This window comes from Anaeromyxobacter sp. Red801, from assembly GCF_049201065.2.
Lineage (GTDB): Bacteria > Myxococcota > Myxococcia > Myxococcales > Anaeromyxobacteraceae > Anaeromyxobacter.
This window is the reverse complement of record NZ_CM181236.1, coordinates 4,134,334-4,157,271: the sequence shown is the minus strand read 5'-3', so window position 1 is coordinate 4,157,271 and position 22,938 is coordinate 4,134,334. Positions and strand designations below refer to the sequence as shown.

Below are 22,938 nucleotides of genomic sequence, written 5' to 3'. Positions count from 1 at the left end.
CGCCGCGGCGCCCTCGCTCGCGTACACGACCTTGCGATCGCGCACGATCAGCGAGCCGCCCTGGAACCGCTCCGCCATCAGCGTCCCTCGCCGCGCAGCACCCGCTTCTCGCCCACCCGCAGCGTCACCTTCTCGCGGTCGAAGAACTCCGCCAGCGGGATGACGTGCTTGCGGGTCGCGCCCACCAGGTCCTTGAACTCCTGCGTCGTGATCTGCCGGCGCTCCCTCAGCCAGGCCACCAGCTTCGCCTCGAGCGCCTTCACCGCCGCGGCGTCGAAGTACAGCTCCGACGAGACGCGCAGCGCGCGCCCCTCGGCGGCGAGCAGCTTCAGCACCGCCTGCACGTCCGGCGCGCTCGCGCCCACCGCGCCGGGCAGCTCGGCCAGCCACGGCGGCGTGAGCCCGCCCTTCGCCAGCGCCGCGGCGACCTTCTCCTTCAGCGCGCCGCCGGCGCTCTCGCCGCTCGCGGCCGCGTGGCCCTGCTCGCGGACCAGGTCGCCCTCCACCACCAGGTCGCCCCGCTCGGCGGCCTGCGCCAGCAGCCGCTGGAACAGCCGCGGGTCGGTCACCGGCGGCAGCTTCCCGCGCAGCGCCTCGCGCCCCATGCCGGCGGCGAGCGGGTGATCGCGGTGGAACGCCGCCACGCCGGCCGCCATGCGGCGGGTCAGCTCCTGCGCCACCGGCCCGGCCACGTAGGCGCGCCGCTCGCGGTCGAACAGCACCACGCCGCCGCGCGCGCCGAGCCGGTCGAGCGCGGCCTGCGCCGCCTTCGGGGAGAGCGCGGTGCGCCCCACCAGCGCGGGCAGGTCGAGGCCGGCGGGCCCGGCCATGGCGAGCACCGTGGCGAGGCGCGCCTCGGCGTCGGGCCCGGCCAGCGCCGCGAGCTGCGCGAGCGACTCCGGTCGCCCGCGGCGGCGCTTCGGCGCCGCCACCGCGAGCACCCGGCCGCCGCCGACCGTCTTGCCGCGCCCCTCCAGCACCGCGAACCCGCGCAGGATGAAGCGCTGGCCCGGCAGCGCCGCGGCCGGCTCGGCCAGCCGGAGCTGCGCGTGGGCGGTGGCGCCCGGCGCCAGCTCGGCGCGATCGAGCAGCGAGACGACCGCCGGGACCTGCGCCGTGCCCACGTGCAGCAGCAGCTTGGCGCGGTGGCGGAGCGGCTTCGGGGCCGCCGCGAGCAGCGTCAGCTCCGCGTCGAGGATCGACGACGCCGGGACGACGCCGGGGTGGACCAGCACCTGGCCGCGCCGGATGGCCGCGGGCTCGATGCCGGGCAGGTTCACCGCGGTGCGCTGGCCGGCGAGCGCGCGCGGGGTGGGCTTGCCGTGCACCTGGACCGAGCGGACCCGCAGCCCTTCGCCGGCCGCCGAGGCGGGCAGGAGCGCGGCCGCGTCGCCCTCGGCGATCTGCCCGGAGAGCAGCGTCCCGGTGATCACCGTGCCGAAGCCCTTCATCGAGAAGGCGCGGTCCACCGGGAGGAACAGCGGGCCGTCGGCGGGCCGCTCCGGCACCTCGGCCGCGAGCGCCGCCAGCGCGGCGCGCAGCGCGTCCAGCCCCTCGCCGGTCGCGGAGGAGACCGGGACGATGGGCGCGCCCTCCAGGAACGTGCCGCGCGTCACCTCGCGCACGTCCTGCTCCAGGAGCGGCAGCCAGTCCGCGCCCAGCTCCGGCAGCAGGTCGGCCTTGGTGACGGCGACCAGGCCCCGCGGCACGCCCAGCAGCCGGCAGATGTCGAGGTGCTCGCGGGTCTGGGGCATCACCCCCTCGTCCGCCGCGATCACCAGCACCACGAGGTCGATGCCGCCCGCGCCCGCCGCCATGGAGCGGACGAAGCGCTCGTGGCCGGGCACGTCCACCACGCCGGCCACCGAGCCGTCGGGCAGCGCCAGGTGCGCGAAGCCCAGCTCGATGGTGATGCCGCGCCGCTTCTCGTCGCGGAGCCGGTCGGTGTCGATCCCGGTGAGCGCCCGGACGAGCGAGGTCTTCCCGTGATCGATGTGGCCGGCCGTGCCGATGACGACGCGCTTCATGGCTCTCCGGCGCCGCGACCCGGCTAGACGCCGACCTCGCCCGGATCCACCGCCGCGCCCAGCTGGTCGAGCTGGTAATCCCAGGCGAACAGGATGAGCTCGTCGGTCTCGAACGCGTGGAAGTCGGGCCGGGCGCCGCTCGGGCGCACCACCAGCACCGCGGTGCGCACCTCGCGCGCCCCGGCCTTGCGCGCCACCGCGCGCGCCTTGGCGAGCGTGGCGCCGGTGGCGGCCACGTCGTCCACCACGAGCACGCGCCGCCCGGTCAGCGCCGGCAGCTCGGCGGCGGGCGCGCCCGGGCCGCCCGCGTCGCGGCGGCGCTTCTCGATGCGGACGGGCTGGAACTCGGCGCCGAGCGCGGCGGCGAGCGCCCCGCCCACGAACACGCCGCCCTTGGCGATCCCGACCACCACGTCGGGCCGGAAGGACTCGTGGATGCGCGCGGCCAGGCCGCGGGCCACCTCGCCGAACGCGGCCCAGCCGATCTCGCGCATGGCCTTCTTGGGCGCGCGGCGGAGCTGCGCCGGCGCGGCGAGCCGGTCCATGGCGAAGCCGTCGGCGACGCCCATGCCGAGCGGCTGCTCCGGACGGCGCTTCGGCCTGGCGCGGGGCGCGGCGCGCTTGCGGGGCGCGGCCTTGCGCGGCGCGGCGGCGCCGGCGCGCGCGGCCTTGCCGCGGGCGGGCGGGCGCCTGCGGACGGTCTTCCTCTTCGTGGCGGAAGCGATGATGTCCCTCCGGGACTCGGGCCGCGTGCGGCCTGTGACGGGGCGCCCGAAATCTACCACGCGGCGGGGCGGATGGCGCCGCTACCCGCCCTCCGCGTCCCGCTCCGCCAGCCGCCGGGCGATGTCGCGGAGCTCCGCCTCGCCGATCACGTACCGCTGGCGGCAGAACTCGCAGGAGATGACCGCCTGCTTCTCCTCCGCGAGCACCTGCTCGATGCCCTCCCGCCCGAGCGCGGACACCGCCGCGCGGGCCCGCTCCGGGCTGCAGCCGCACCGGTACGCGATCTCCTCGTCGGCGAGCAGCTCGAAGCCGTCCCCGGCCACCTCGCGGATGACCTCCTGCGCGGTCGCGCCGCGGGCCAGCGCGGCCCGGAGCGCGCCCGAGGCGAGCCGCTCGCGCGCCTCCCGGATCGCGCCCCCGTCGCCGTCGGGCAGCTTCTGGAGGAGCAGTCCGCCCACCTCGGCGAGCGGCTCGCCCTCGCGCCCCACCACCGCGAGGTCGAGCGCCGTCTCCACCTGCTCGCTCGCCGCGAACCAGCGCCGCAGGTCCTCGACGAGGTCGAGCGCCTCGAGGTCCACCGCGCTCCGGTAGTACTGGCCGCTCCCCGGGTCGCGCAGCACCGAGAGGAACCCGGAGCCGCCCAGGGCGGCGCGCGCGGCGCGGTCCGGATCCCCGGGGAAGTGGACCGCCGGGCGGCGCACGTAGCCGCGCACGTTGCCGTCGCGGTCGGCGTCCACGAACAGCCCGCCCACCGGGCCGTCGCACTCGACCTGGAGGTTCACGCGCCCCTGCTCCTTCTGCAGGGCGCCGAGCAGCGCCGCGGCCGCCAGCCCCTGCGCGAACAGGTGGGCGCTCGTCGGGTAGAGCCCGTGGAGCACGCGCGCCATGCGGGCGGTGTCGCCCACGCGGACGAAGGCGGCGCGGAGGCCGCGCTGCGGGAGGAGGCCACGGCAGAGGCGATCGGTCATCGGGCGGGATTCTGTTCGGAAACCGCCCGGTGCGCCACCCCTGCGGGCCCGTCACCCGGCCATGGTGGCGAGCAGCGCGAGCGCGAGCTGCGGCAGCGGCGGCGGCTCGTTCGCGGCGTCGCCGATGAGCTGCACGGTGGCGCGGGAGTTGGACGGGAAGGAGGCGCCGCGGCGCAGGCACGCCGCATCGCCGCGGAGCTGGCCCGGCGCCTTGAGGCGCTTCGCGTCCACGGTGCAGTCGCCGAAGCGGGCCGAGAGCCGCTTGCCGTCGAGGTCGAAGCGGAAGCGGACCCCGTAGAAGAGCCCCTCGCCGTGGGTCGCGCCGCCCTTCTGCGTGAGCACCAGGTTCACGTTCGCCCCGGTGAGCCGGCCCTCGCGGATCTCGAGGGCGACGTTGCGGCCGGCGAGGTCGCCGGCCCAGGTGCCGTCCTCGCGCCGGGTGAGGTTCACGGTCGGCCCGACGACGCGCCCCTCGTCGAAGGCGGCGCTCGTCCCCATGGTGCCCCAGGCCAGGATGCGGATCTCGCCGGAGGGCTCGAAGGGCACGTCCTGGGCGCGCGCGGCGGCGGCCGCGAGCAGGCCGGCGCACAGGACGGAGAGGCGCAGCAGGGCAGGGGCACGCATGGGGCGACGATAACGCGGGGCCGCCCTCAGAGCACGCTGCGGATGGTCTCGCGCATGGAGAAACGGGGGGCCCACCCCGCCTCCCGGGCGAAGCGCGAGCCGTCCACCACGCAGAGGTACTGGATGTGGTCCACCTCGTCCGGCGGGAAGCTGGTCAGGCGGGCGTCGAACAGCCGCCGGACGAGCGGGCGGATGAGCGGGTGCGGGACGGGGATGGGCCCGCGCCCCAGCTCGCGCAGCACCGCCGAGAGCGGCACCTCGCCCGGCCCCGACACGTTGAAGACGCCGCGCAGCCCGGGCCGGAGCGCCAGCACCAGCGCCCGGCAGACGTCCTCCTCGTGGATGAGCTGCAGCATCGGGTCGAAGCCCATCACCGTGAGCGGCGACTCGAGGCGCAGGTAGTTGCTGGGCGCGTTGCGCACGGTCGGGCCGACGATGTTCACCGGCCGCACGATCACCGTCTCGAGCTCGGGGTGACGCCACATGAACGACTGCGCGTACATGTCCACCTCGACGAGGTCGCGCACGTCGCTGGCCCGGTCGGCGCCCATGAGCGGCGTCTCCTCCGGCAGGAAGTTCGAGTTCTGCGGGCGCGGCCCGTAGACGTTCGCCGAGGAGAGCACCACCACCTTCTTGACCCCGTGGCGCACGCACAGCTCGAGCAGCCGCTGCGTGCCCACCACGTTGAAGCTGTGGGCCTCGCTGAACGGCATGCGCGGATCGTGCATGATGCCCATGTGGATCACCGCGTCCACGCGCCGGCGGCGGAACGCGTCCTCGGAGCGCGCCTTGCGCAGGTCCGCCTGGTGGTGGTCGATGTCCTTGGGCTTGCCCGGGAAGGCGCGGCGGTCGAGCCCCACCACCTGCGTCTCGGTGTGCAGGTGCTTCGCGAGCGCGCGCCCCAGGTTCCCGGAGATCCCGGTGACGAGGACGGTGCGCGGCATGCCGGGGAAGGTGACGGGGTCGGCGGGCATGTTCGCTACCAGTAGACGTGCTCGCGCTCGGCCAGGCCGCGCGCGAGCAGCCCCCGCACCGCCGCCTCCACCTCCGCCACCTTGCGCTCGAGCGCCTCGTCCTCCTCGTCGGGCGAGCCCTGGAAGCGCATGGGGGCGCCGAAGTGGATGTGGTAGCGCGAGGGCAGCGGGAAGGGCAGGACGGTCGGGGTGATGGGGAAGGCAGGGAAGGAGAGCAGCTTCGCGAGCGGCTTCAGGTCGAAGAGCGCCGGCGCCTGCTCCTCCGCGCCCACCACGCCGATGGGCACCACCGGCGCGCCCGACTCGAGCGCGAGCCGCAGGAACCCGGCGCCGAAGCGCTGCAGCTGGTAGCGCTGGCTGAACGGCTTGTTGAGGCCGCGCACGCCCTCCGGGAACACCAGGATCGCCTCGTCCGCCGCGAGCAGCCGCCGGCAGTTCTCCGGCGTCCCGACGATCTGCCCGCAGCGGGCCATGAACGTGGAGACGAACGGCAGCGTCGGCACCCAGCGCTCCACCAGCGCCCGCACCGCGCGCGGCGGGTCGAGCTCGATGAGGCAGGCGACCTCGATCATGGCCGCGTCGAAGGGGAGCTGGCCGGAGTGGTTCGAGACGAGCACCACCCGGCCCTCGGTCGGCAGGTTCTCGAGGCCGTGGACCTGGACGCGGAAGTACTTGCGGTACAGCCACAGGAGCGGCGCGATGGCGGCCACCGCATACTCGCTGTCGAAGCCGTAGGGATCGACCCCGTACTCGTTGCGCGGCGGGGTGAGCTTCTCCAGCCGGCTGCGCGTCCCGGGGCCGCCGAGCGCGAACGTCCAGGCGCGGAGCCGTGCCTTGATCGCCTCGGACAGCTCGGCCATGCCCCGGTCCTACCACGTGCGCGGCCCCGGCGGGACGGCGGCAGTGTCGCCTTGAATGGGGCGCGGGGGCGGTGTTACGGTCGCGAGAATCCTGGGGATTCCTGGATCCACACCACGAGCCCCGCTGCCCCGGACGACGCCATGAGGGTGACCTGCCCGCACTGCAACGCCGCGTACAAGATCGACGACGCGCGGGTCACGCCGGCCGGCGTCAAGGTCCGGTGTCCCAGATGTCACCAGTCCTTTCCGGTGCGGCGGCCCGACGAGGCCGGCGCGGCCGTTCCCCTGCCCGGGGGAGCCGCCGCCACCGCCGGCGTGCCGCTCCCCGCGCCGGCGGCCCCGCCGCCCGGCACCGAAGGGATCCCGCTGCCCCCGCCGGGCGGCACCGGCAGCATCCCGCTCCCCCCGCCCGACGCGGGACCCGAGGCCGGCGGGCCCTCGCCGTTCGCGTTCGGGCCTGCCCCCGAGGCGCCGTCGCCGTTCGCGCTCGGCCCCGCGCCCGAGCCGGAGCCCGCGTTCACCGGCACGGCGGGCGCGTCCGGGGCGGTGGAGCTGCCCGCACCCGCCGCTGCCGACGACGCGCCGCTCGGCTTCGGCGAGGTGGACTTCCCGGACGCGCCCGCGGCGCCGTCCCGCGGCACGCCCGAGCCGTTCGACGCCGGGCCGGCGCCGGTGGACGACGCGGACATCGTGGTGGACGAGCCGGGGCCGGAGTCGGATCCGTTCGCGGCCGCCGCCTCCGTCGCCCCGTTCGACCCCGCGCCCGCCGGCGGCCCCGCCTTCGGCGGCCCGAGCGGCGCGGCGCGGGCCGGCGCCAGCGAGGAGCTGGAGATGCTCTTCGGCGAGGGGGCGCGGCCCGCCCCGGCGCCGGGCGGCGACGGGTACCGGGTGCGCCGCCGCTCGGGCAAGGTGTTCGGCCCGTTCACCGAGGCGCAGATCGCCGAGATGCTCGCGAAGGGCGAGCTGCTCGGCAACGAGGACGTCTCCGCCGACGGCACGACGTTCGAGGCCCTCTCGGCGGTGCCCGCGTTCGGGGCCGAGCTGGAGCGGCTCGCCGCCCAGGAGGCGGCCCACGCGCCCCCGGCCGCCGCGGCGCGCCCTCCCGGCGGGCAGCCGTTCGGCGACCGGATGGCGGCGGCGAAGGTGGTGGAGGGCGAGCGCGAGCCGGTGGTGCGGCGGCTCGCGAAGCCGCTCGCGGCCGGCCTCGCGGTCGCGGCCGTGCTGGCGGTCGGCCTCGGCGCCGGGCTCACCGGCCACGGGTGGTTCTTCACCGGGCACCTGCGCCGCGGCGACTCCGAGGTGGCCACCCAGAAGCTCGCCGGCGCGCGCGCCGCGCTGGCCCGCGGCGACCACGCCTCGGAGCGGAGCGCGCTCGACCTCGCCGCCCAGGCGGTGGCGGCGGACGCCGGCTCGGCGGAGGCCGCCGCGCTCCACGCCATGGCGGTCGCCGCGCTGGAGCGGCGCCACGCGGCCCCCCGGCCCGCGCTCGACCAGGCGCGCCGCGCGGCCGAGGCGCTGGAGCGCGACGATCCCGGCAGCCTCCCCGCGCTGGAGGCGCGCCTGGCGGCGGCGCTCGCGACCGCGCCGGGCGCCGGCACCGCCGCGGCCGAGACCGCGCTGGCGGGGGCGCTCGCCCGGGCGAGGCCGGACCCGCAGGCGTTCGCGCTGCTCGGGGAGGCGGCGCTGGCGCGCGCCGACGCGGTGAAGGCGGCCGCGGCGTTCCAGCGGCTCGGCGGCCTGGAGCAGGGGCCGCGCGCGCCCATGGGGCTCGCGCGCGCCGCGCTGCTGCGCGGCAAGCCGGAGGAGGCGCGGCCCATCCTCGAGAAGCTCGCCGCCGCCGACGCGGCCTACCTGCCGGCCCGCCTCGAGCTCGCGGCCCTGGCCGAGGCGGCCGGCGACGTGGAGGGCGCGCGCGCGCAGCTCGCGCCGGTGCTCGCCGACGCCGCCCAGGCTCGCCTCGCGCCGCTGGAGCGCGGCCGCGCGCGCATGGTCGAGGCGGCGCTGCTCGACCGCTCGGCGGCCACCGCGGCCGACGCGGAGAAGGCGCTCCTCGCGGCGCTGGAGGCCGATCCGCGCCTCGCGGCGGCGCGCGCGGCGCTGGTGCGCCAGCGGCTGCGCCGGGGCGACGCGGCCGGCGCGGTGGCGGCGTCGGATCCGGTGGCGGCGGAGGCGGCCTCGGATCCGGCGCTGGCGGCGGCGCGGGTGCGCGCGCTGGCGCTCGCCGGGCGCGCGCTCGACGCGGCCCAGCTCGCCGATCAGGCGCTGGGCGTGGCGCCGGGGACGCCCGCGCTCCTCGTCGCGAAGGCGGTGGCGCTCTCCGCGGCCGGCAAGCCCCAGGAGGCGGCCGCGGCCTACGCCGAGGCGCTGGCGCGCGACGCCGGGGCGGTGGAGCCGCGGGTGGCGCTCGGGCGGCTCGCGCTCGCGCGCGGCGAGCTCCCGGCCGCGCGCGAGGCGCTGGCGCAGGCGGTCGAGAAGGGCCCGCGCGATCCCTCCGCCCACGCCGCGCTCGGCGAGCTCCGCGCCGCGGAGGGGGACGCGGCCGGCGCCGAGGCGGCGTACCGGGCCGCGCTCGCGCTCGACCCCGAGCACGCCCCGGCGGTGCTGGGCCTCGCCCGCCTCGCCCAGGCGCGCGGCGACGTGGCGGCGGCGCGCGCCGGCCTGGTCCGGGCGCTCGCGCTCGAGCCGCGGAGCGCCGAGGCGCAGCTCGCGCTCGGGACGCTGGAGTGGTCGGCCCGCGAGCTCGAGAAGGCCGAGGCGGCGCTCGCGGTCGCGGTGGACCTGCAGCCGCGCAACGCGGCCGCGCTCACCCGGCTCGGCGCGGTGAAGCTGGAGCGGGGCGACGCCGAGGCGGCGGTGAAGCTGCTCGGCGCCGCCACCACCGAGGCCCCCGGGGCGGCCGACGCGCAGCTCTGGCTCGGGCGCGCCCTCCTCGCCCGGGGCGAGACGCCCGCCGCGCTGGTGCGCCTCCGCAAGGCGGTGGACCTCTCCCCCGCCGCCCCGGAGCCGCGGCTCCAGCTCGGCCAGGCGCTGGAGCGGTCCGGGGCGCTCCAGGAGGCGATCGAGGCGTACCAGGCGGCGGCCGCGGCCGCCCCGGCGCTCCCCGACCCGCACGAGCGGATGGCGCTGCTGTACACCGCGAACGGCCGCTGCGACCTGGCGCTCGCGCCGCTCGCGCGCGCCATCGAGCTCGCCCCGCGCGCCACCCGGCTGCGCGTCGAGCGGGCGAGTGCCAGGGCAAGCTCGGCAAGCACGCCGAGGCGGTGCGGACGCTCCGCGCCGCGCAGCGGGCCGACCCCGCCGCGGGCCAGGTGCTGTACCCGCTCGCGCGCGAGGTGCACCAGGCGGAGGGGGTGCGGGCCGCGCTGCCGCTCTACGAGCGCGCCGTGCGCGAGGACCCGAAGAACGCGATGCCGCACTACTTCCTCGGGTACGCGTACAAGGAGCGCGGTCAGCGGGAGCGGGCGGTCCAGGCGTTCCGGGCCTTCCTGGCGCTGAAGCCGGACGCGCCGGAGCGCCGGGACATCGAGGCGGAGATCGAGGACCTGGGCGGCGCGCGCTGACCCGCGCTGCCCGGACGGGGCGCGCCGCGCGCGCGGTCTTCGGTTGACAGCCGCGACGGTCCGCTCTACGGGTGCTCCGCAATGCGGAGTACCCCCGCCCGCTCCGGCCCCGCCGCCGACGCCCGCCGCGTCCGCGAGCTGCTGGTCCGCCTGTCGCGGCGCGGCTCGCTCCGCGATCCCATCGGCGGCAGCGGCCACGGGCTCGACCTCTCCCCGGTGCAGGTGCACGCGCTGCTCTGGCTGGGGATGGGCGGCGCGCTCACCATGGGCGAGCTGGCGCGGCACGTGGCCGTGACCGAGAAGACCATCACCGGCGTGGTGGACCGGCTGGAGCGGGACGGGCTGGTGCAGCGGGCGCGCAGCCGCGACGACCGGCGGGTGGTGCGGGTCTCGCTGGCCGAGCGCGGCGAGGCGGCCTGGCGCGCGCTCGACGCGGAGATCTCGGCGCGGCTGGAGGGCCTGCTCGCGCTGCTCGAGCCGCGCGACCGGCGGGACCTCGTCCGCATCCTGGCGCGGCTGGACGAGCGGCTCCGACCGGCGGAGGGCGCGGCGCCGGCGCGCCCGGGGACGGCCCGCCGCGCGGGCGGAAGGCAACACGAACCGCGGGAGGACGCATGAACGCACTGATCACCGCGGCGCTGGCGCTGGCGCTGGCGCAGGCACCCGGGACCCCTTCGACGCCCGCGCCCCCGCCACCCGGCGAGGCCGCGCCGGCCGCCGCCGGTGCGCAGCCCGCGCTGCCCGTGCTCACGCTCGACGACGCGCTCGCCACCGCCGCCGCGCAGAACCCGGATCTCAAGGCGGCCCAGGCGCGGCTGCGCCAGGCCGACGAGCTCTCCTGGAAGGCGTGGTCGGGCTACCTGCCGCAGGTCACCGCGAGCGGCACCTACACGCGCAACGAGACCGAGGCGGTGCTGCCGGCCGGGTCGCTCGGGCCCGGCTCGCCGAAGATCACCATCCAGGCGCAGGACCAGCTGAACGGGCTCGTCGAGGCGACCCAGGCGCTGCTCGCGCCGCAGCTCGTCTTCGCCATCCCCAACGCGAACCGGGGCGAGGAGATCGCCCGGCTGAACGTGGAGACGGCGCGGCGCGAGGTGCTGTTCGGGGTGGCGCAGGCGTACTACGGCGCCGCCTCGCTGCGGCGGGCCATGGAGGTGTCCGAGCGGCTGCTCGAGATCGCCGCCCGCCAGGAGAAGGACGCGCGCGTGCGCTACCAGGCCGGCGCCATCGCCAAGGTGGGCCTGCTGCGCGCCGAGATCGACCGGGCCCGCGCCGAGCAGGACGTGAAGCGGTCGCAGAACGCGTTCGCCTCCGCGCGCATCGCGCTCGCGACGCTGCTCGACCGCCGGCCGGACTTCGACGTGGTCGATCCGCCCGAGCCGGTGCTGGCCGGCGACGCGGAGGCGCTGGTCGCGGCGGCGCTGCGGGACCGGCCCGACGTGCAGGCGGCGCGCGTCAACGTGGAGCTGCAGCGCGGCGTCCGGAACCAGGCGGTGGCGCGCTACCTGCCCAACGTGGGCGCGTTCGGCCGCTACACGCTGGCGAACGAGGCCGGCTTCACCGGCACGAACCACGCCTGGGCCGCGGGCCTGGCGCTGCAGTGGAAGGTGCTGGACGGTGGCCTGCGCGAGTCGGACATCCGCGAGGCGAACGCGAAGATCGACGAGGCGAACGCGTCGAGCGCGAGCGCCGAGCTGAAGGCGCGGCAGGAGGTGGAGCAGGCCTACCTCGACATGGAGAGCGCCCGCGCCAACGCCGCCAAGGCGAAGGAGCAGCGCGACCTCGCCGCCGAGAACCAGCGCCTGGTGGACGTCGCCTTCCGGGCCGGCACCGCCACGGCGGTGGAGCAGGCGGACGCGACCGCGCAGCTCCGCACCGCGGAGGTCGGCCAGATCACCGAGTCGCTGGCCGCGCAGCTCGCGGCGCTGCGGGTGCTGAAGGCGGCCGGCGCGTTCCACCCGACCCGGCGCTGAGGGTCCCTCGACTCCCCGCTCACCCTGAGCGTCCCTCGACTCCGCGCGGCCTCGCGGCCGCGCTACGCTCGGGATGAGCGGACGGAGTCGAAGGGTCGGGACGAGCGGACGGAGCCGGAGGGCGCCTAGCGCGCCTCGTCGCGCAGCCGGGCGCGCTCCAGCGCCTGCGCCACGATCTGCGCCACGGTGAGCACGAACCGCTTCTCGTCGGCGTCGAGGTCGCGCGGGTGCGGGAACCCGAGGCCGAGCGCCCCGACGGTGCGGCCGTCGCAGCGGAGCGGCACCGCCGCCCAGGCGCGGTCGCCCACCCGGAGCGCCAGCTCGGCGGCGTTCGGGTAGGCCTGCGCCAGCGCCTCCGGGCTGGAGACCCAGATCGCGGTCTGGATGCGGTAGGCCTCGGCGAGCAGCGCGGGCGAGTCGGCCCGCAGCTCGCGCAGATCGAGCGCCAGGTCGTCTGCCCAGCCCTGGCAGTGCAGCACCTCGAGCACGCTCGCGCCGGGCGCCGCGCGGACCACCATGGCGGTGGCCGGCTCCAGCACCGAGAGCCCGTTCTCCACCGCCACCCGCGCGATGGCCTGCGGGGCGAGCACCGACGCGAGGCTGGCCGAGACCGACTCGATCCGGCGCAGCCGCAGCACGCCGCGCTGCGCCTCCACGCGATCGTGCCGCTCGCGGTCCGCCTCCTCCAGCGCGGCCCCGCGCCCGGCCTTCTCGGCCTGGTACCAGCGCGCGTTGTCGAGCGCGAGCGCGGCCGGCTCGGCCAGCGCCTCGGCGAACAGCAGGTCGGACTCGTCCAGGCCCGGGAGCATGTTCGAGCGGATGAGCGTGATGGAGCCGATGACGCGGTCGCGCGCGACGAGCGGGACCGAGAGCAGCGAGTTGGGCTTGATGGCGCGCAGCACCGCCAGGTGGCGCTCGCCGTGGGTGGCCCACTCCATCACCTCGGTCGTCACCTGCCGGAACAGGCGCGGGGCGCGGTCGCGGATGGTCTGCGCGCCGGGGGTGGCCCAGCCCGGCCCGAACGCGATCGAGCGCATCTCCTGGGCGAGCGGCGCCTTGGCCGGATCGCCGTGCGCGACCTCCACGCGGCGCGGGATCCCGTCGCCGTCGATGAGGTCCACGAAGCACCAGTCGGCGAACTTCGGCACCACCGCCGAGACCAGCACGCGGAGCGTCTGCCGGAAGTCGAGCGCCGCCTGCAGGAACGCGCGCTCGATGGGGATCTCCCGCTCGCGCTTGCCCTCGGCCAGCGCGCGCTCGGCGCGCTGCGCCTGCGTGAGGCTCGCCAGATCCGCCGGCGCCGGGGCGGGCTCGTCGGCGACCGCCGGGACGTGGATCACCCCGCCAGCGTGGCCCGTCCCGCCCATCGCCGCCGCCCGTGCGTCGTGAGACCGCATGATCTGGATGCCTCCGGATCGCCGCCGCCCGGAGCCGTCGGGCGGCGCCGCTGAGCGGGCGCCGCCGGGCTCGCCGGGGAGCGGACCGGCGCGAGGATCGCAGGCCCTCCCCCCAGCGTCAAGGCGCCGCGCCGCCGCGCGTCATGGCCGCTTGCGCGGGATCAGGCCGCCCCTCCGCGGGCGCCATCGGGAGCGCCACCACGGTGTTCCGGCCCGCCTGCTTCGCGAGCTGGAGCGCCCGCCCCGCCGACTCCATCACCTCGCGCTGCGTGCGCCCCTCCGCGACCTCCGCCACGCCGACCGAGACCTTCACGCCGATGGAGGCCGGCTCTCCGCCGCCCTCCGGCTGCCAGGCGCAGCGGCTCCGCGCCACCGCGCGCCGGATGCGCTCGCCGAGCGCCCGGCCGCCCGCGAGCGTCGTCTCGCGGGCGATGACCGCGAACGCGGCGCCGCCGGCGCGCGCCAGCACGTCCTCGCGCCGGAGCGCGCCGCGCAGCACGAACGCGACCATCTTCAGCGCCTCGTCGCCGGCGGCCTGGCCGTGCGCCTCGTTCACCGCCCGGAACCGGTCCACGTCCACGAGGAGCACCGACATGGAGCGGCCGTGCCGCTGGGCCGCGGCGAGCTCGGCGGCGAGCCGGTCGTCGAGGTGGCGGCGGTTGAACACGCCGGTGAGCGGGTCGAGCAGCGCGATCTCGGCGAGCTTCATCTGCCAGCGCGCCTCGAGCTCGTCGGCCCAGGCGAACTTCAGCACGGTGGCGCCGCCCAGGCTCACGCGGCCGCCGTCGGCGAGCCGCACCTCGCCCTCGGCGCGCACGCCGTCCACGTAGGTGCCGTTCGCGCTGCCGAGGTCGCGCAGCAGCGCGCCCTCGCCCTCGACGCGGATGGCCGCGTGGCGGCGCGACACGCCGTCGTCGCGGATGGGGAGGTCGCAGTCGTCGCGCCGGCCGATGACGAGCTCGCGGTCGGGCGCGAGCGGGTAGATGTCGCCGAGCTGCGGGCCCGCCAGCACGAGCAGGAAGGCGTGGCGCCGCCCCGCCGCGCACGGCGTGTTCGGCAGCGTGGTCCAGGTGCGCTCGCTTCGTTCCTCGACCGGCAAGTGGCCTCCCGCGCCGGGGGCGGATTCTACCCGCACGCGGGCCCCCGCCCCGCGTCCCTTGGCCGCGGGTTGAACGGACGGTCACCCTGCGTTACGCGTCGGGCGTGATCCGCTACGGACCCGCGGGATGGGAGTACCGGGACTGGGCCGGCGTGGTCTACCCGCCGGGCGAGGGCAAGCGCTTCGATCGCCTGGCGTATCTGGCGCGCTGGTTCTCGACGGTGGAGGTGGACGCGACGTTCTACCGGCCGTTCCCGGCGGCGGTCGCGGCGCGCTGGTGCGAGCGGGTGCGCGAGGTCCCCACCTTCCGCTTCGGCGCGAAGGTCTGGCGCCGGTTCACGCACGAGCGCGAGGCGTACGGCGCCGAGGAGGTCGCGCAGGCGCGGGCGGCGCTCGATCGCCTGCACGAGGAGGGCAGGCTCGGCGCGGCGCTCCTCCAGTTCCCGTGGTCGTTCAAGCGGAGCGAGGCGTCGGAGGAGTGGCTGCGCGGGCTGTTCCGCGCGTTCGCCGGCCTGCCGCTCGCGCTCGAGGTGCGCCACGCGTCGTGGGACGATCCCGAGGTCCTCGAGGAGCTGGCCGCGGCGGGCGTGGCGCTGGTGAACGTGGACCAGCCGCGCTTCCGGCGCTCGCTCGCGCCGGCCGCGCGGGTCACGGCGCCGGTCGCGTACGTGCGCGTGCACGGGCGCAACTACCGCGACTGGTTCCGCAAGGGCGCGCCGCGCGACGCGCGCTACGACTACCTCTACGACGCCGGCGAGCTCGCGCCCTGGGCCGAGCGCATCGCCGAGATGGCCGCCTCGCCGCGCGCACCCGACGTGTACGTCGTCACGAACAACCACTTCCGCGGCCAGGCGCCCGCGAACGCGAAGATGCTCGAGGCGATGGTGGAGCACCGCCGCGTGGCGGTGCCCCCGCCGCTCCTCGCCGCCTACGAGGCCGCGCTCGCGCCGTTCGCCGCGCCAGCGGAGGGCGCCGCCGGGAACTCGGCCACCACCGGCGCGTGATCGCTCGTGCCGAAGTCGGCCAGCACCCGGCACCGCGTGGCGCTGGCCGCGAGCGGCGCGCTCGCCAGCACGTAGTCGATGCGCCAGCCGATGTTCCGCTGGCGCAGGTTGCGCCACGGCGCCCACCAGGTGAACAGCCCCTCGTTGGCGGGATCGAGCGCGCGGCCCACGTCCACCAGGCCGTGCGCCAGGATGCGCTCGAACAGCGCCCGCTCCTCCGGGAGCTGGCCGATGGCGCCCGCCTTTCGCTCCTTCGGGTGAACGTCCATGTCGGTGCGCGCGACGTTCAGGTCCCCGCAGAGCACCAGGGGCCGCCCGGAAGCCTGGGCGTCCGCGGCGAACCGCTCCATCGCCTCCAGGAAGCGGAGCTTGGCGGCGAGGTCCTTGCCGCCGTTCGGCACGTAGATCGAGGCCACCGTGACGCCGTCCAGCTCGCAGGTGGCGATGCGGGTCTCGAGGTCGAACGGAGGGTGGACGAACGCCGGCCGCTCGGGTGCGATCGCCTTGCGCACCAGCAGCGCCACGCCGGAGTAGGCGGTCTCGCCGTGCCACAGGCACCAGTAGCCCTCGAGCTCGCACAGCGACGGAGGGACCTTCGACGGAGGGGCCTTGATCTCCTGCAGGCAGACGACGTCGGGGCCCTCCCGGGCGATGAACTCGCCCACCTGCGCCTCGCGCGCGCGGATGCCGTTCACGTTCCAGGTGCCGATCTTCACGCGGTCCCCTCCCGGCCTCCTGTCTAAGGGCCCGGCGGGCGGATGTCACCGGGCACGGGCGCGCTCCACCTGAGGCCGGAGGGCGGCCGGGCGGGGCGGAGATCCCGCCGCCGGACGCCGCCGCGCTTGATACACATGGAGGAGTGACCGACCTCTCCCGCGCCCTGGAAGCCGCCCTCCGCGCCGCCCGTGCCGCGGCCGACCTGCTGCGGGCGGAGCTGTTCCGGGCCGGCGGCCCCCGGGGCGAGCCGGGGCACTGCCCCGCGGACGAGGAGGCCGAGGACCTCATCCGCGCCGTCCTCGACGCCGCGTTCCCGGGCGACGGCTTCGTCGGCGAGGAGCGGCCCGAGCGCAACCGGCCGCCGGCCCGTCCGGGCGGGCGGTGCTGGCTCGTCGATCCGAACGACGGGACCGCCGACTTCCAGCGCGGCCACCGCGGCGCCTCGGTGTCCATCGGCCTGGTGCGCGACGGCGTGCCGGTGCTCGGCGTGGTGCTCGCCCACACCGCGCCGCACGGCGGGGAGGATCTGCTCGCCTGGGCCGAGGGGGAGGGCCCGGTGCGGAGGAACGGGGCGCCGCTCCCGCCCATCTCCGCGGCGCCGCTCCAGGCCGGCGACGTGGTGCTCGTGTCCTCCTCGGCGGCGAAGCGGGCGCGCGGCAACGCCGAGGCGGTGCAGCCCGGGCGCTTCCGGCCGCTCACCAGCATCGCCTACCGGCTCGCGCTGGTCGCCACCGGCGAGGCGCGCGGCGCCATCTCGCTGCACCGGCCGCGCGCGCTCGACGTCGCGGCCGGGCACGCGCTGCTGCGCGGCGCGGGCGGCGTGCTCCTCGACGAGGCGGGGCGCGAGGTGCGCTACGGGCCGTCGGGCGAGGGGCGGGTGGCGTTCTGCTTCGGCGGCGCGCCCGCGGTGGCCGCGCGGCTGGCGCAGCGGAGCTGGGTCGAGGCGCAGGCGTACGGGCCCGGCGCGCCCGGCCTGTGCGCCCCGCTCGCCGGGCGCGCCGTGCGCGAGGACGGGCTGCTCCGCCGCGGTCAGGGCGCGCTGCTCGGGCAGCTCGCCGGCGACGCGCTGGGCGGGCAGGTGGAGTTCTCCGGCCCCGCGCGCATCGCGGCCACGCACCCGGGCGGCGTGCGCGACCTCGCCGACGGCGGCCACTGGAGCACGCTCGCCGGCCAGCCCACCGACGACTCCGAGCTGGCGCTCGCGCTCGCGCGGACCGTGATCGCGTTCGGGCGCTTCGACCCGGCGCGCGTCGCGGAGGCCTACGCCGACTGGCTCGGCTCGGAGCCGTTCGACGTCGGCCGCACGGTGGACGCGGCGCTCCGGCCGGCGCTGCGCCTGCGGGCCGCGGGCGCCGGGGCCGAGCAGGTGGCGGAGGCGGCCCGCGCCGCCGCGTCGCGCGGGAGTCTCGCGAACGGCGCGCTCATGCGCGTGTCGCCGCTCGGGATCGCCGGCCACGCCTCGCCCGCCGCCGAGGTGGCGGCCTGGGCGCGGGCGGACGCCGCGCTCACCCACCCCGCCGCGCCGTGCCAGGACGCGAGCGCGGTGTTCGCGGCCACCGTCGCGTTCGCCGTCGCGACCGGCGCGTCGGCCGCCGAGGTGGCGGACCGCGGCGAGGCGCTCGCCGCCGAGCTGGGCTGCGGCCCGGAGGTGCGCGAGGCGCTCGCGGCGGCGCGGACCGGCCCGCCCGAGGACTTCGAGACGAGCGCCGGGCTCGTGACGGTCGCGCTGCGGAACGCGTTCTTCCAGCTCCGCCACGCGCCGGATCTGGAGGCCGGGGTGGTGGACACCGTCGGCCGCGGCGGCGACACCGACACGAACGCCGCCATCGCCGGCGCGCTGCTCGGCGCCGTGCACGGCGTGCTCGCGGTGCCGGAGCGGTGGCGCCGGGCCGTGCTGAGCTGCTGGCCGGTGGAGGGCGCGCCCGGCGTCCGGCGTCCGCGCCCGCCGGTCTGCTGGCCCGGCGACGCGCTGATCCTGGCGGAGCGGCTGCTGGGGCTGTGAGCGGAGCGAACCCGATCGCAGGCGCGCGCCGCGCCGCGGTCCTCGCCGGGCAGCCGTTGCTCAGCACGCCGCCGGCGCCGCATCGCCTGCGCTGCCCGTCGCGGGTGGACGCTGCGGTCCCGCCCAGACCTGGCCGCCCAGCAGCCACACCAGCTCCCCCGGCGCGCGCCCCAGCACGGAGAGGAAACCGCCGTGGATGCAGCGCAGGTGGTGGAACGCGCACAGGCTCACCAGGTTCTCCGGGTCGTCGCTGCCGCCGTGCGAGCGGAAGTCGATGTGGTGCGCGTGCGCCGCGTGCCGGCTGCAGCCCGGCACCTGGCACCAGCCCGAGTCGCGCTCGCGGATGCGCCGCGAGCGCGTCGGTGAGCGCCCCGGCGCGTCGCCCCAGGTCGCGAGGAAGTGGAACGCGATGACCGCCAGGCACGTTCCGGTGGAGAGCGCGTGCCCGTGCTGGCCGCGGACGGACGCGATGGCCGCCGCGAGCAGCACCGCCACCCCGCGCGGCAGGGGCGCGAGCAGCTTCCCCCGCGCACGCAGCTGCCCCTCGCGCTCGCCCTCCACCTCGCGGCGCAAGGCGACGCAGGTCGCCTCGAGCGCCCGCGGGATCCACTGGGCGACGTCGGACTCCTGCAGCCGCGCCAGCACGCGCAGCTTCTCGTAGGAGACGCCCCGCCGCCGCGCGTCCTCCAGCGCCGGCGACGCCGCCAGCCGAGCCTCCAGCGCCACCCGCTGCTCCACCGCCCGCGCCGGCAACCCCAGCCGCTCCTCCACGTACTCGCGGAAGCTGCCGTAGCCCGCGAGCCGGTGCATGCCGCTCCGCTTCACCGCGTACCCGCACCGCCCGATGAGCCGCTCCCATCCCGCGCGGCACTCCGCCAGCGCCCGCAGGCGCGCGTCGAGCTCCTGCGCCGACAGCGTCTCGTGGAACGAGAGCTCCGGCGCGGGCACGGGAGGGACCTCCGGGAGCTCCGCCCAGCCGTCCGGCCCCAGGCTCGAGGTCGAGCGCCGCCCCGTCGACGCGTCGTCGCGCGCCCGGAACCCCGGCCCCAGCGGCCGAGCGTCGTCGGCATCCGGGTCGCCCGGGTGCTCCGCCAGGTACTCCTGCGCCAGCGCCTCGAGCTGCTCGATCCGGCTCGCGCCCGGCTCCAGCTCGCGGGCGAGCGAGAGCGCCTCGTCGAGCACCCGCCGCTCCGCCGGCGGCAGCTGCGTGCGCAGCTCGACCCACGCCTCGTCCTCGTCGGCGGCGACAGCGCCGCCGGGCGCGTCGCCCGACGCGTCGTCCCGTGCCCGCGCTGCCCGGACCGCCGCCTCCAGCCCCCGCACCGACTCCTCACCGGCGCGCTCGACCCACGCCGCCTCCGCGTCACCGACGGCGACGGCCAGGATCGTCTCCCCCGCGCGCAGCCGGACCCGCCCCGAGCGCAGCGCCTCCCGGAGCAGCGGCCGGTCCGGCAGCCCTGCACCCAGCCGCGCCAGGTTCTCGGCCGCGCGCTTCCCCAGGTCGAGCGCCTCGCGGGCGTAGTCGTCGAAGTGAGAGCCCAGCGCCGCCAGCTGGTCGCCCCGCTTCAGCGCCGCGAGCCCCTCGGCCAGCTCGACGTCGATGCACCCGCGCACCCGCGCCGCCCAGACGAGGAGCTGCTCGCCCAGATCCCCCTCGAGCTCGCCCCCGCGGAACCAGGCCTCGATCTCGGCGGGCGTGAACGGCGGCAGCTCGTCGAGAGGTGGCGCGTGGCCCGCCAGCGCCGCGTCCAGCGCGGCGGCGTCCAATCCGGCGGTGGCGAGCGCGCGACCCATTGCGCGATCATTGCGCACGGGTCTGACACTCACGGTCACGTCATGCCGGCAATCGCCGGTCCGGATGAGGCCGTGTGGGGAGGGCACGCGATCCAGCAGCGCCATTCCCGTCAGGGCGCGAACCGCCCGCTGCCCGGCTCCCCTACTCGAGAATGCCGAACACCACGACCTCGAGCTTCCTGCCGGCCTGCTTCGACTCGAAGCTCTCCAGGACGGCGCCGTTCTTCACCACCACCTTGCTCTTCTTCGGCACGTCGGCCCGACTACCTTGCGCATCACTCCTCCGACCGCTTCCTGACCACGAGGCGGTGGGCCGGAAACTCGCGCGCGAACACTGCCCCGCCGGAGCAGGACACGCGACATCGGATACAACCCGTCAACGCCAACTGGTCTGGAACGTCGTATACAAGGATAGAGACGCCCCATCCGTCATTGCGCCAATAGGGATTCATGTAGTTGCCGCGTGCATCCACCTGGCGACCCGTTGAGTCAACACACACGGCAACCACAGAGAGCGCCGATACTCCAGGCGACGCCATGCCCGTGCGGACCGGTACGGGTACATCCAAGTCGAGAGAATGGCGCCCCGGGTATCTGTGGCTGTACTCGAACTCGATGGTCACTCCCTCCTTCGCCAGGTTGATTGGGATCTCGACGAGGGGCCCGTAGAGGTCTCCGGGCGGGAAGAGTAGTTGCGCCAGTTGTCGCAAGCGCGGATAACGGGTCGACGAAGTCAAAGCTCGAACAGCGCACGCGGCGGCGACAGCACTGATCACCGTTAGTGAAAACACCGCCGCGACCACGAGAGCCCGACGCATTCTTAGCCTCCGCCTTGCGACAGGGAACTCTCGAAAGAGACGACGCATTCGGCCGACCCCCGCGCACCTAATGCGGCCACATGGATCCTTCTGCGGCGCCCCACCCCGTCACTTGCCGCATGGCTTGCAGTCCTCCTGGACCGTTGGGTCTTTGCTTAGGCGCGCATACGCTTTGCGAACCTCGGCGGCCCAATCCTGACAATTGTATTGGGCCGTGCCGAAGAGTCCCACCATACAGTACGGTTTCGGCTGCACGCTCTGAACGGCCTTCCGCATGATGCAATCGTCGTAGCGTGCAGAACGACACTGATAGGTCCATGTTCCGTCCTCTGGTCGCACCAGGCCGTCGTCGAAGTATCCAAGATTCGAAGGATGCTTCCCGTCCTCGAAGAAGAGTTGCTCGTGCGAAATCTCGGTGTTGAGCGACGGCTTCGCTTCGCCGGACCTTCCGAGGCGCTGCGATAGGTGCTGCTGCACCTCCGCGTCGGCGCCGCCGCGCAGGTACGGGCGCACGGTGTTGCGGGCCAAGCCCCGTTCGCGCGCGATCCGCTTCGCGCCCACCCCTTCGTCGCCAGATCCCGCATCTGCCTGACCGCCTCCGCCTCGACCATCGGCACCGCCAGCGTCTGGGGTGCTACGGCCGCCACTTCGCTGACCATCTCCGCCTCCTAGATTGAAGGCGCAAGGGGGTCAATTATCCTGTCGCTCTACACGCTGAAACGGAACGTCGCCTCACTGCCGCGGGCTGGCCAGATTTCGGTCACCGGTCCTTCGCATCTTGAGTGGCCGCCAGGTCCCGAGATGTCGAGATCGCGTACGTTCCCGCTGCGACTGTCGACACGGCGAAGCCTCCGAAACGCGAACGCGGCGAAGTCCCCGGGCAGCACGGTAAGCGAAGCTCCGCACGCAACTACGGCAGCGACCGCCGTGGCGAAGAACGCCCGGGCCCGCAACTGAATCCCACCAACCCGAGACGTGACCGCCACCAGAACTGGGACGAGCGCTCCAGCGACGCCGAGCCACGCAAGCCAGGCTGTCGCGGTCCGCGTGCGGAGCCACTCGCGATCTACTGCGATCCTCGCAACCAGCAACCCCCCGAGAAAGGATGCAAGCCACGGGAAACCCACCCGAGCAGACGGTCTTCGGCGACCAGAAGGAGGTATCCAGATGCCCAACGCCGCTCTGCCTTGGAGGGCCGCGATCAGACGCGCCTACGGATGCGAGGGCGCGGCCCCCGTCGCCTCGTGACCTGCAAGGTCGCTCGCTGCGTCGGACGCGCCGCTGCGCTCCAGAGACTGGAGGAGCTCCTCCAGGAATCCGTCCTCGCGCTGCGACGCCATCGCCCGGACCACCCTCCGCATTACACGGTCTCCGCCAACCGCCAGCGCGGACATGAGGCGCAACGCCTGAGGACGACTCAGCTGAGTCAACACGGGTCGGGCAGCGACCACGACCATGACTTTCGTCTCCTGCGAGAGAGCAACAACGAGGTCATCGCCGAAGGCGTCAACTTGCCGGGGGCTCATGTTTGCGAGCGCACGTGCAGCGTACTTTCGGTAGTAATCAGCATCGCCCTGGGTGAATCGTCGAAGCACGAGCCGGAACAGGCCGTCATCCTGGACCCGTGCAACGCCCATCGCAGCGAGCGCCGTCGTACGCTCCGCAAGGTCCGTCGATTCGAGTCCACGCCGAAGATCTCGGACCGGAGGCGCTGCGTTCGCGAGCGCAGTCTCGATCTCCGTCCACGTCTCGTAGACGTCGGTCGCTGTTCGCGTGCCGGAGCGCACGCTTGCCTCTAGGTCAACGTACTTCCGGGCGAGACTCTCCCACGACTGAGACTGAAGGAGCGAGACGGCGGCAGAATCTGGCGTCGAAGCAACGACGGCACTTACCGCGAGAATCACGCGAATCATACGAGGCCTACTGACAGTTCAGGCAGTTGGTGCGATACGGTTGGCTGCTCACGATCTTCGAGCAAGTATCCGCGCCTTCCATGAAGGGCTGACCGCTCAGGTATCCGGCCTGAATGGTCTCGACGAACAGGCTTCCGTACTTCGGATCGTTCGCGAGAGTCAGGCACGAGTTCATTGTGTCGAAGGTTCCTGGCTCGAGATGTTGCTTGCAGGCCCTGCTCGCGAAGATGCCCCCGGCGATGCTCGAACCGATGCTGCTCGTCACCTGATCCGGACGTGCACATGACTTGCGCCGCCGATCTCGCACTCAACGTGAGGACACGCTACTTGACTCAGCGTCCAGCGCCAAGGGCGTCGCGGCGCGCGCCGGCAACCCATTGGCGTCGCGGATAGATTCTCTCCTGGCCAAGGTGGCTCCGCGGCGGCCACCGCTCATACGCGCTCTCGGGGTGGTGGGTCGGCGGCCACACAAGCTCCCCGGG

At 75.7% G+C, this 22,938-nt stretch carries 17 protein-coding genes and 2 pseudogenes; 6 read left to right on the top strand and 13 right to left on the bottom strand.

Annotation, left to right across the window (positions count from 1 at the left end; genetic code table 11):
• Positions 1-77 precede the first annotated feature (77 nt).
• The 6 genes from selB to ACOQFB_RS19150 all read right to left on the bottom strand — a co-directional run bounded on the left by selB (position 78) and on the right by ACOQFB_RS19150 (position 6,179).
• The gene (gene selB / locus ACOQFB_RS19175) at positions 78-2,027 is read right to left on the bottom strand and encodes a selenocysteine-specific translation elongation factor (RefSeq protein WP_059437853.1); all 1,950 of its coding nucleotides are present in this window, start codon (positions 2,025-2,027) and stop codon (positions 78-80) included.
• A 23-nt stretch (positions 2,028-2,050) separates the two neighbouring features.
• Positions 2,051-2,596: a phosphoribosyltransferase gene (locus tag ACOQFB_RS19170; RefSeq protein ID WP_059437859.1), complete on the bottom strand. Its 546-nt coding sequence runs from the start codon at positions 2,594-2,596 to the stop codon at positions 2,051-2,053.
• A 237-nt stretch (positions 2,597-2,833) separates the two neighbouring features.
• The gene (gene hslO / locus ACOQFB_RS19165) at positions 2,834-3,721 is read right to left on the bottom strand and encodes an Hsp33 family molecular chaperone HslO (RefSeq protein ID WP_059437854.1); all 888 of its coding nucleotides are present in this window, start codon (positions 3,719-3,721) and stop codon (positions 2,834-2,836) included.
• 51 nt (positions 3,722-3,772) lie between these two features.
• The gene (locus ACOQFB_RS19160; RefSeq protein ID WP_059437855.1) at positions 3,773-4,345 is read right to left on the bottom strand and encodes a hypothetical protein; all 573 of its coding nucleotides are present in this window, start codon (positions 4,343-4,345) and stop codon (positions 3,773-3,775) included.
• 26 nt (positions 4,346-4,371) lie between these two features.
• A complete protein-coding gene (locus ACOQFB_RS19155) occupies positions 4,372-5,319 on the bottom strand; it encodes an SDR family oxidoreductase (RefSeq protein ID WP_082100238.1) in 948 nt (315 codons plus the stop codon).
• 5 nt (positions 5,320-5,324) lie between these two features.
• On the bottom strand, positions 5,325-6,179 hold the full coding sequence (locus ACOQFB_RS19150) for a lysophospholipid acyltransferase family protein (RefSeq protein ID WP_059437856.1): 855 nt from the start codon (positions 6,177-6,179) through the stop codon (positions 5,325-5,327).
• A 141-nt stretch (positions 6,180-6,320) separates the two neighbouring features.
• Here ACOQFB_RS19150 and ACOQFB_RS19145 point away from each other — a divergent pair.
• From ACOQFB_RS19145 to ACOQFB_RS19130, 4 genes and pseudogenes are all read left to right on the top strand, one after another.
• A pseudogene (locus tag ACOQFB_RS19145) lies at positions 6,321-9,218 on the top strand (tetratricopeptide repeat protein); the annotation flags it as partial.
• A gap of 368 nt (positions 9,219-9,586) precedes the next feature.
• Complete coding sequence (locus ACOQFB_RS19140; RefSeq protein WP_494492320.1) at positions 9,587-9,739, top strand: hypothetical protein; 153 nt, start codon at positions 9,587-9,589, stop codon at positions 9,737-9,739.
• Positions 9,740-9,820: 81 nt separating this feature from the next.
• On the top strand, positions 9,821-10,357 hold the full coding sequence (locus ACOQFB_RS19135; RefSeq protein ID WP_421609574.1) for a MarR family winged helix-turn-helix transcriptional regulator: 537 nt from the start codon (positions 9,821-9,823) through the stop codon (positions 10,355-10,357).
• Positions 10,354-11,712 carry a TolC family protein gene (locus ACOQFB_RS19130; RefSeq protein WP_421609573.1) on the top strand — a complete coding sequence of 453 codons (1,359 nt, stop codon included), beginning with the start codon at positions 10,354-10,356 and terminating at the stop codon, positions 11,710-11,712. Before ACOQFB_RS19135 ends, ACOQFB_RS19130 begins: the two co-directional genes overlap by 4 nt.
• 125 nt (positions 11,713-11,837) lie before the next feature.
• On the opposite strand, the gene ACOQFB_RS19125 is transcribed toward ACOQFB_RS19130, so the two are convergent.
• Together ACOQFB_RS19125 and ACOQFB_RS19120 are read right to left on the bottom strand one after the other, a co-directional pair.
• Positions 11,838-13,109 carry a GAF domain-containing protein gene (locus ACOQFB_RS19125; protein WP_421609572.1) on the bottom strand — a complete coding sequence of 424 codons (1,272 nt, stop codon included), beginning with the start codon at positions 13,107-13,109 and terminating at the stop codon, positions 11,838-11,840.
• Between the two features lie 118 nt (positions 13,110-13,227).
• Positions 13,228-14,208: a GGDEF domain-containing protein gene (locus tag ACOQFB_RS19120; protein ID WP_059439135.1), complete on the bottom strand. Its 981-nt coding sequence runs from the start codon at positions 14,206-14,208 to the stop codon at positions 13,228-13,230.
• Between the two features lie 104 nt (positions 14,209-14,312).
• On the opposite strand from ACOQFB_RS19120, the gene ACOQFB_RS19115 reads away from it, so the two are divergent.
• Positions 14,313-15,212 (top strand): DUF72 domain-containing protein, encoded by a 900-nt coding sequence (locus ACOQFB_RS19115; protein WP_059439136.1) that lies wholly within the window; start codon positions 14,313-14,315, stop codon positions 15,210-15,212.
• On the opposite strand, the gene ACOQFB_RS19110 is transcribed toward ACOQFB_RS19115, so the two are convergent.
• Entirely contained in the window at positions 15,137-15,928 is a 792-nt protein-coding gene (locus ACOQFB_RS19110; protein WP_421609571.1) for an exodeoxyribonuclease III, read from the bottom strand. The two genes, ACOQFB_RS19115 and ACOQFB_RS19110, sit on opposite strands and share 76 nt — an antisense overlap.
• Positions 15,929-16,071: 143 nt before the next feature.
• Between ACOQFB_RS19110 and ACOQFB_RS19105 the strand changes: the two genes are divergently transcribed.
• On the top strand, positions 16,072-17,931 hold the full coding sequence (locus ACOQFB_RS19105; RefSeq protein ID WP_421609570.1) for an inositol monophosphatase family protein: 1,860 nt from the start codon (positions 16,072-16,074) through the stop codon (positions 17,929-17,931).
• Between the two features lie 60 nt (positions 17,932-17,991).
• On the opposite strand, the gene ACOQFB_RS19100 is transcribed toward ACOQFB_RS19105, so the two are convergent.
• From ACOQFB_RS19100 to ACOQFB_RS19085, 4 genes and pseudogenes are all read right to left on the bottom strand, one after another.
• Positions 17,992-19,725 carry an HNH endonuclease gene (locus ACOQFB_RS19100; protein WP_421609569.1) on the bottom strand — a complete coding sequence of 578 codons (1,734 nt, stop codon included), beginning with the start codon at positions 19,723-19,725 and terminating at the stop codon, positions 17,992-17,994.
• A gap of 1,239 nt (positions 19,726-20,964) precedes the next feature.
• A pseudogene (locus tag ACOQFB_RS19095) lies at positions 20,965-21,202 on the bottom strand (hypothetical protein); the annotation flags it as partial.
• 552 nt (positions 21,203-21,754) lie between these two features.
• The gene (locus tag ACOQFB_RS19090) at positions 21,755-22,447 is read right to left on the bottom strand and encodes a hypothetical protein (protein WP_421609568.1); all 693 of its coding nucleotides are present in this window, start codon (positions 22,445-22,447) and stop codon (positions 21,755-21,757) included.
• Between the two features lie 16 nt (positions 22,448-22,463).
• Positions 22,464-22,721 (bottom strand): hypothetical protein, encoded by a 258-nt coding sequence (locus ACOQFB_RS19085; protein ID WP_421609567.1) that lies wholly within the window; start codon positions 22,719-22,721, stop codon positions 22,464-22,466.
• Between the last annotated feature and the right edge of the window lie 217 nt (positions 22,722-22,938).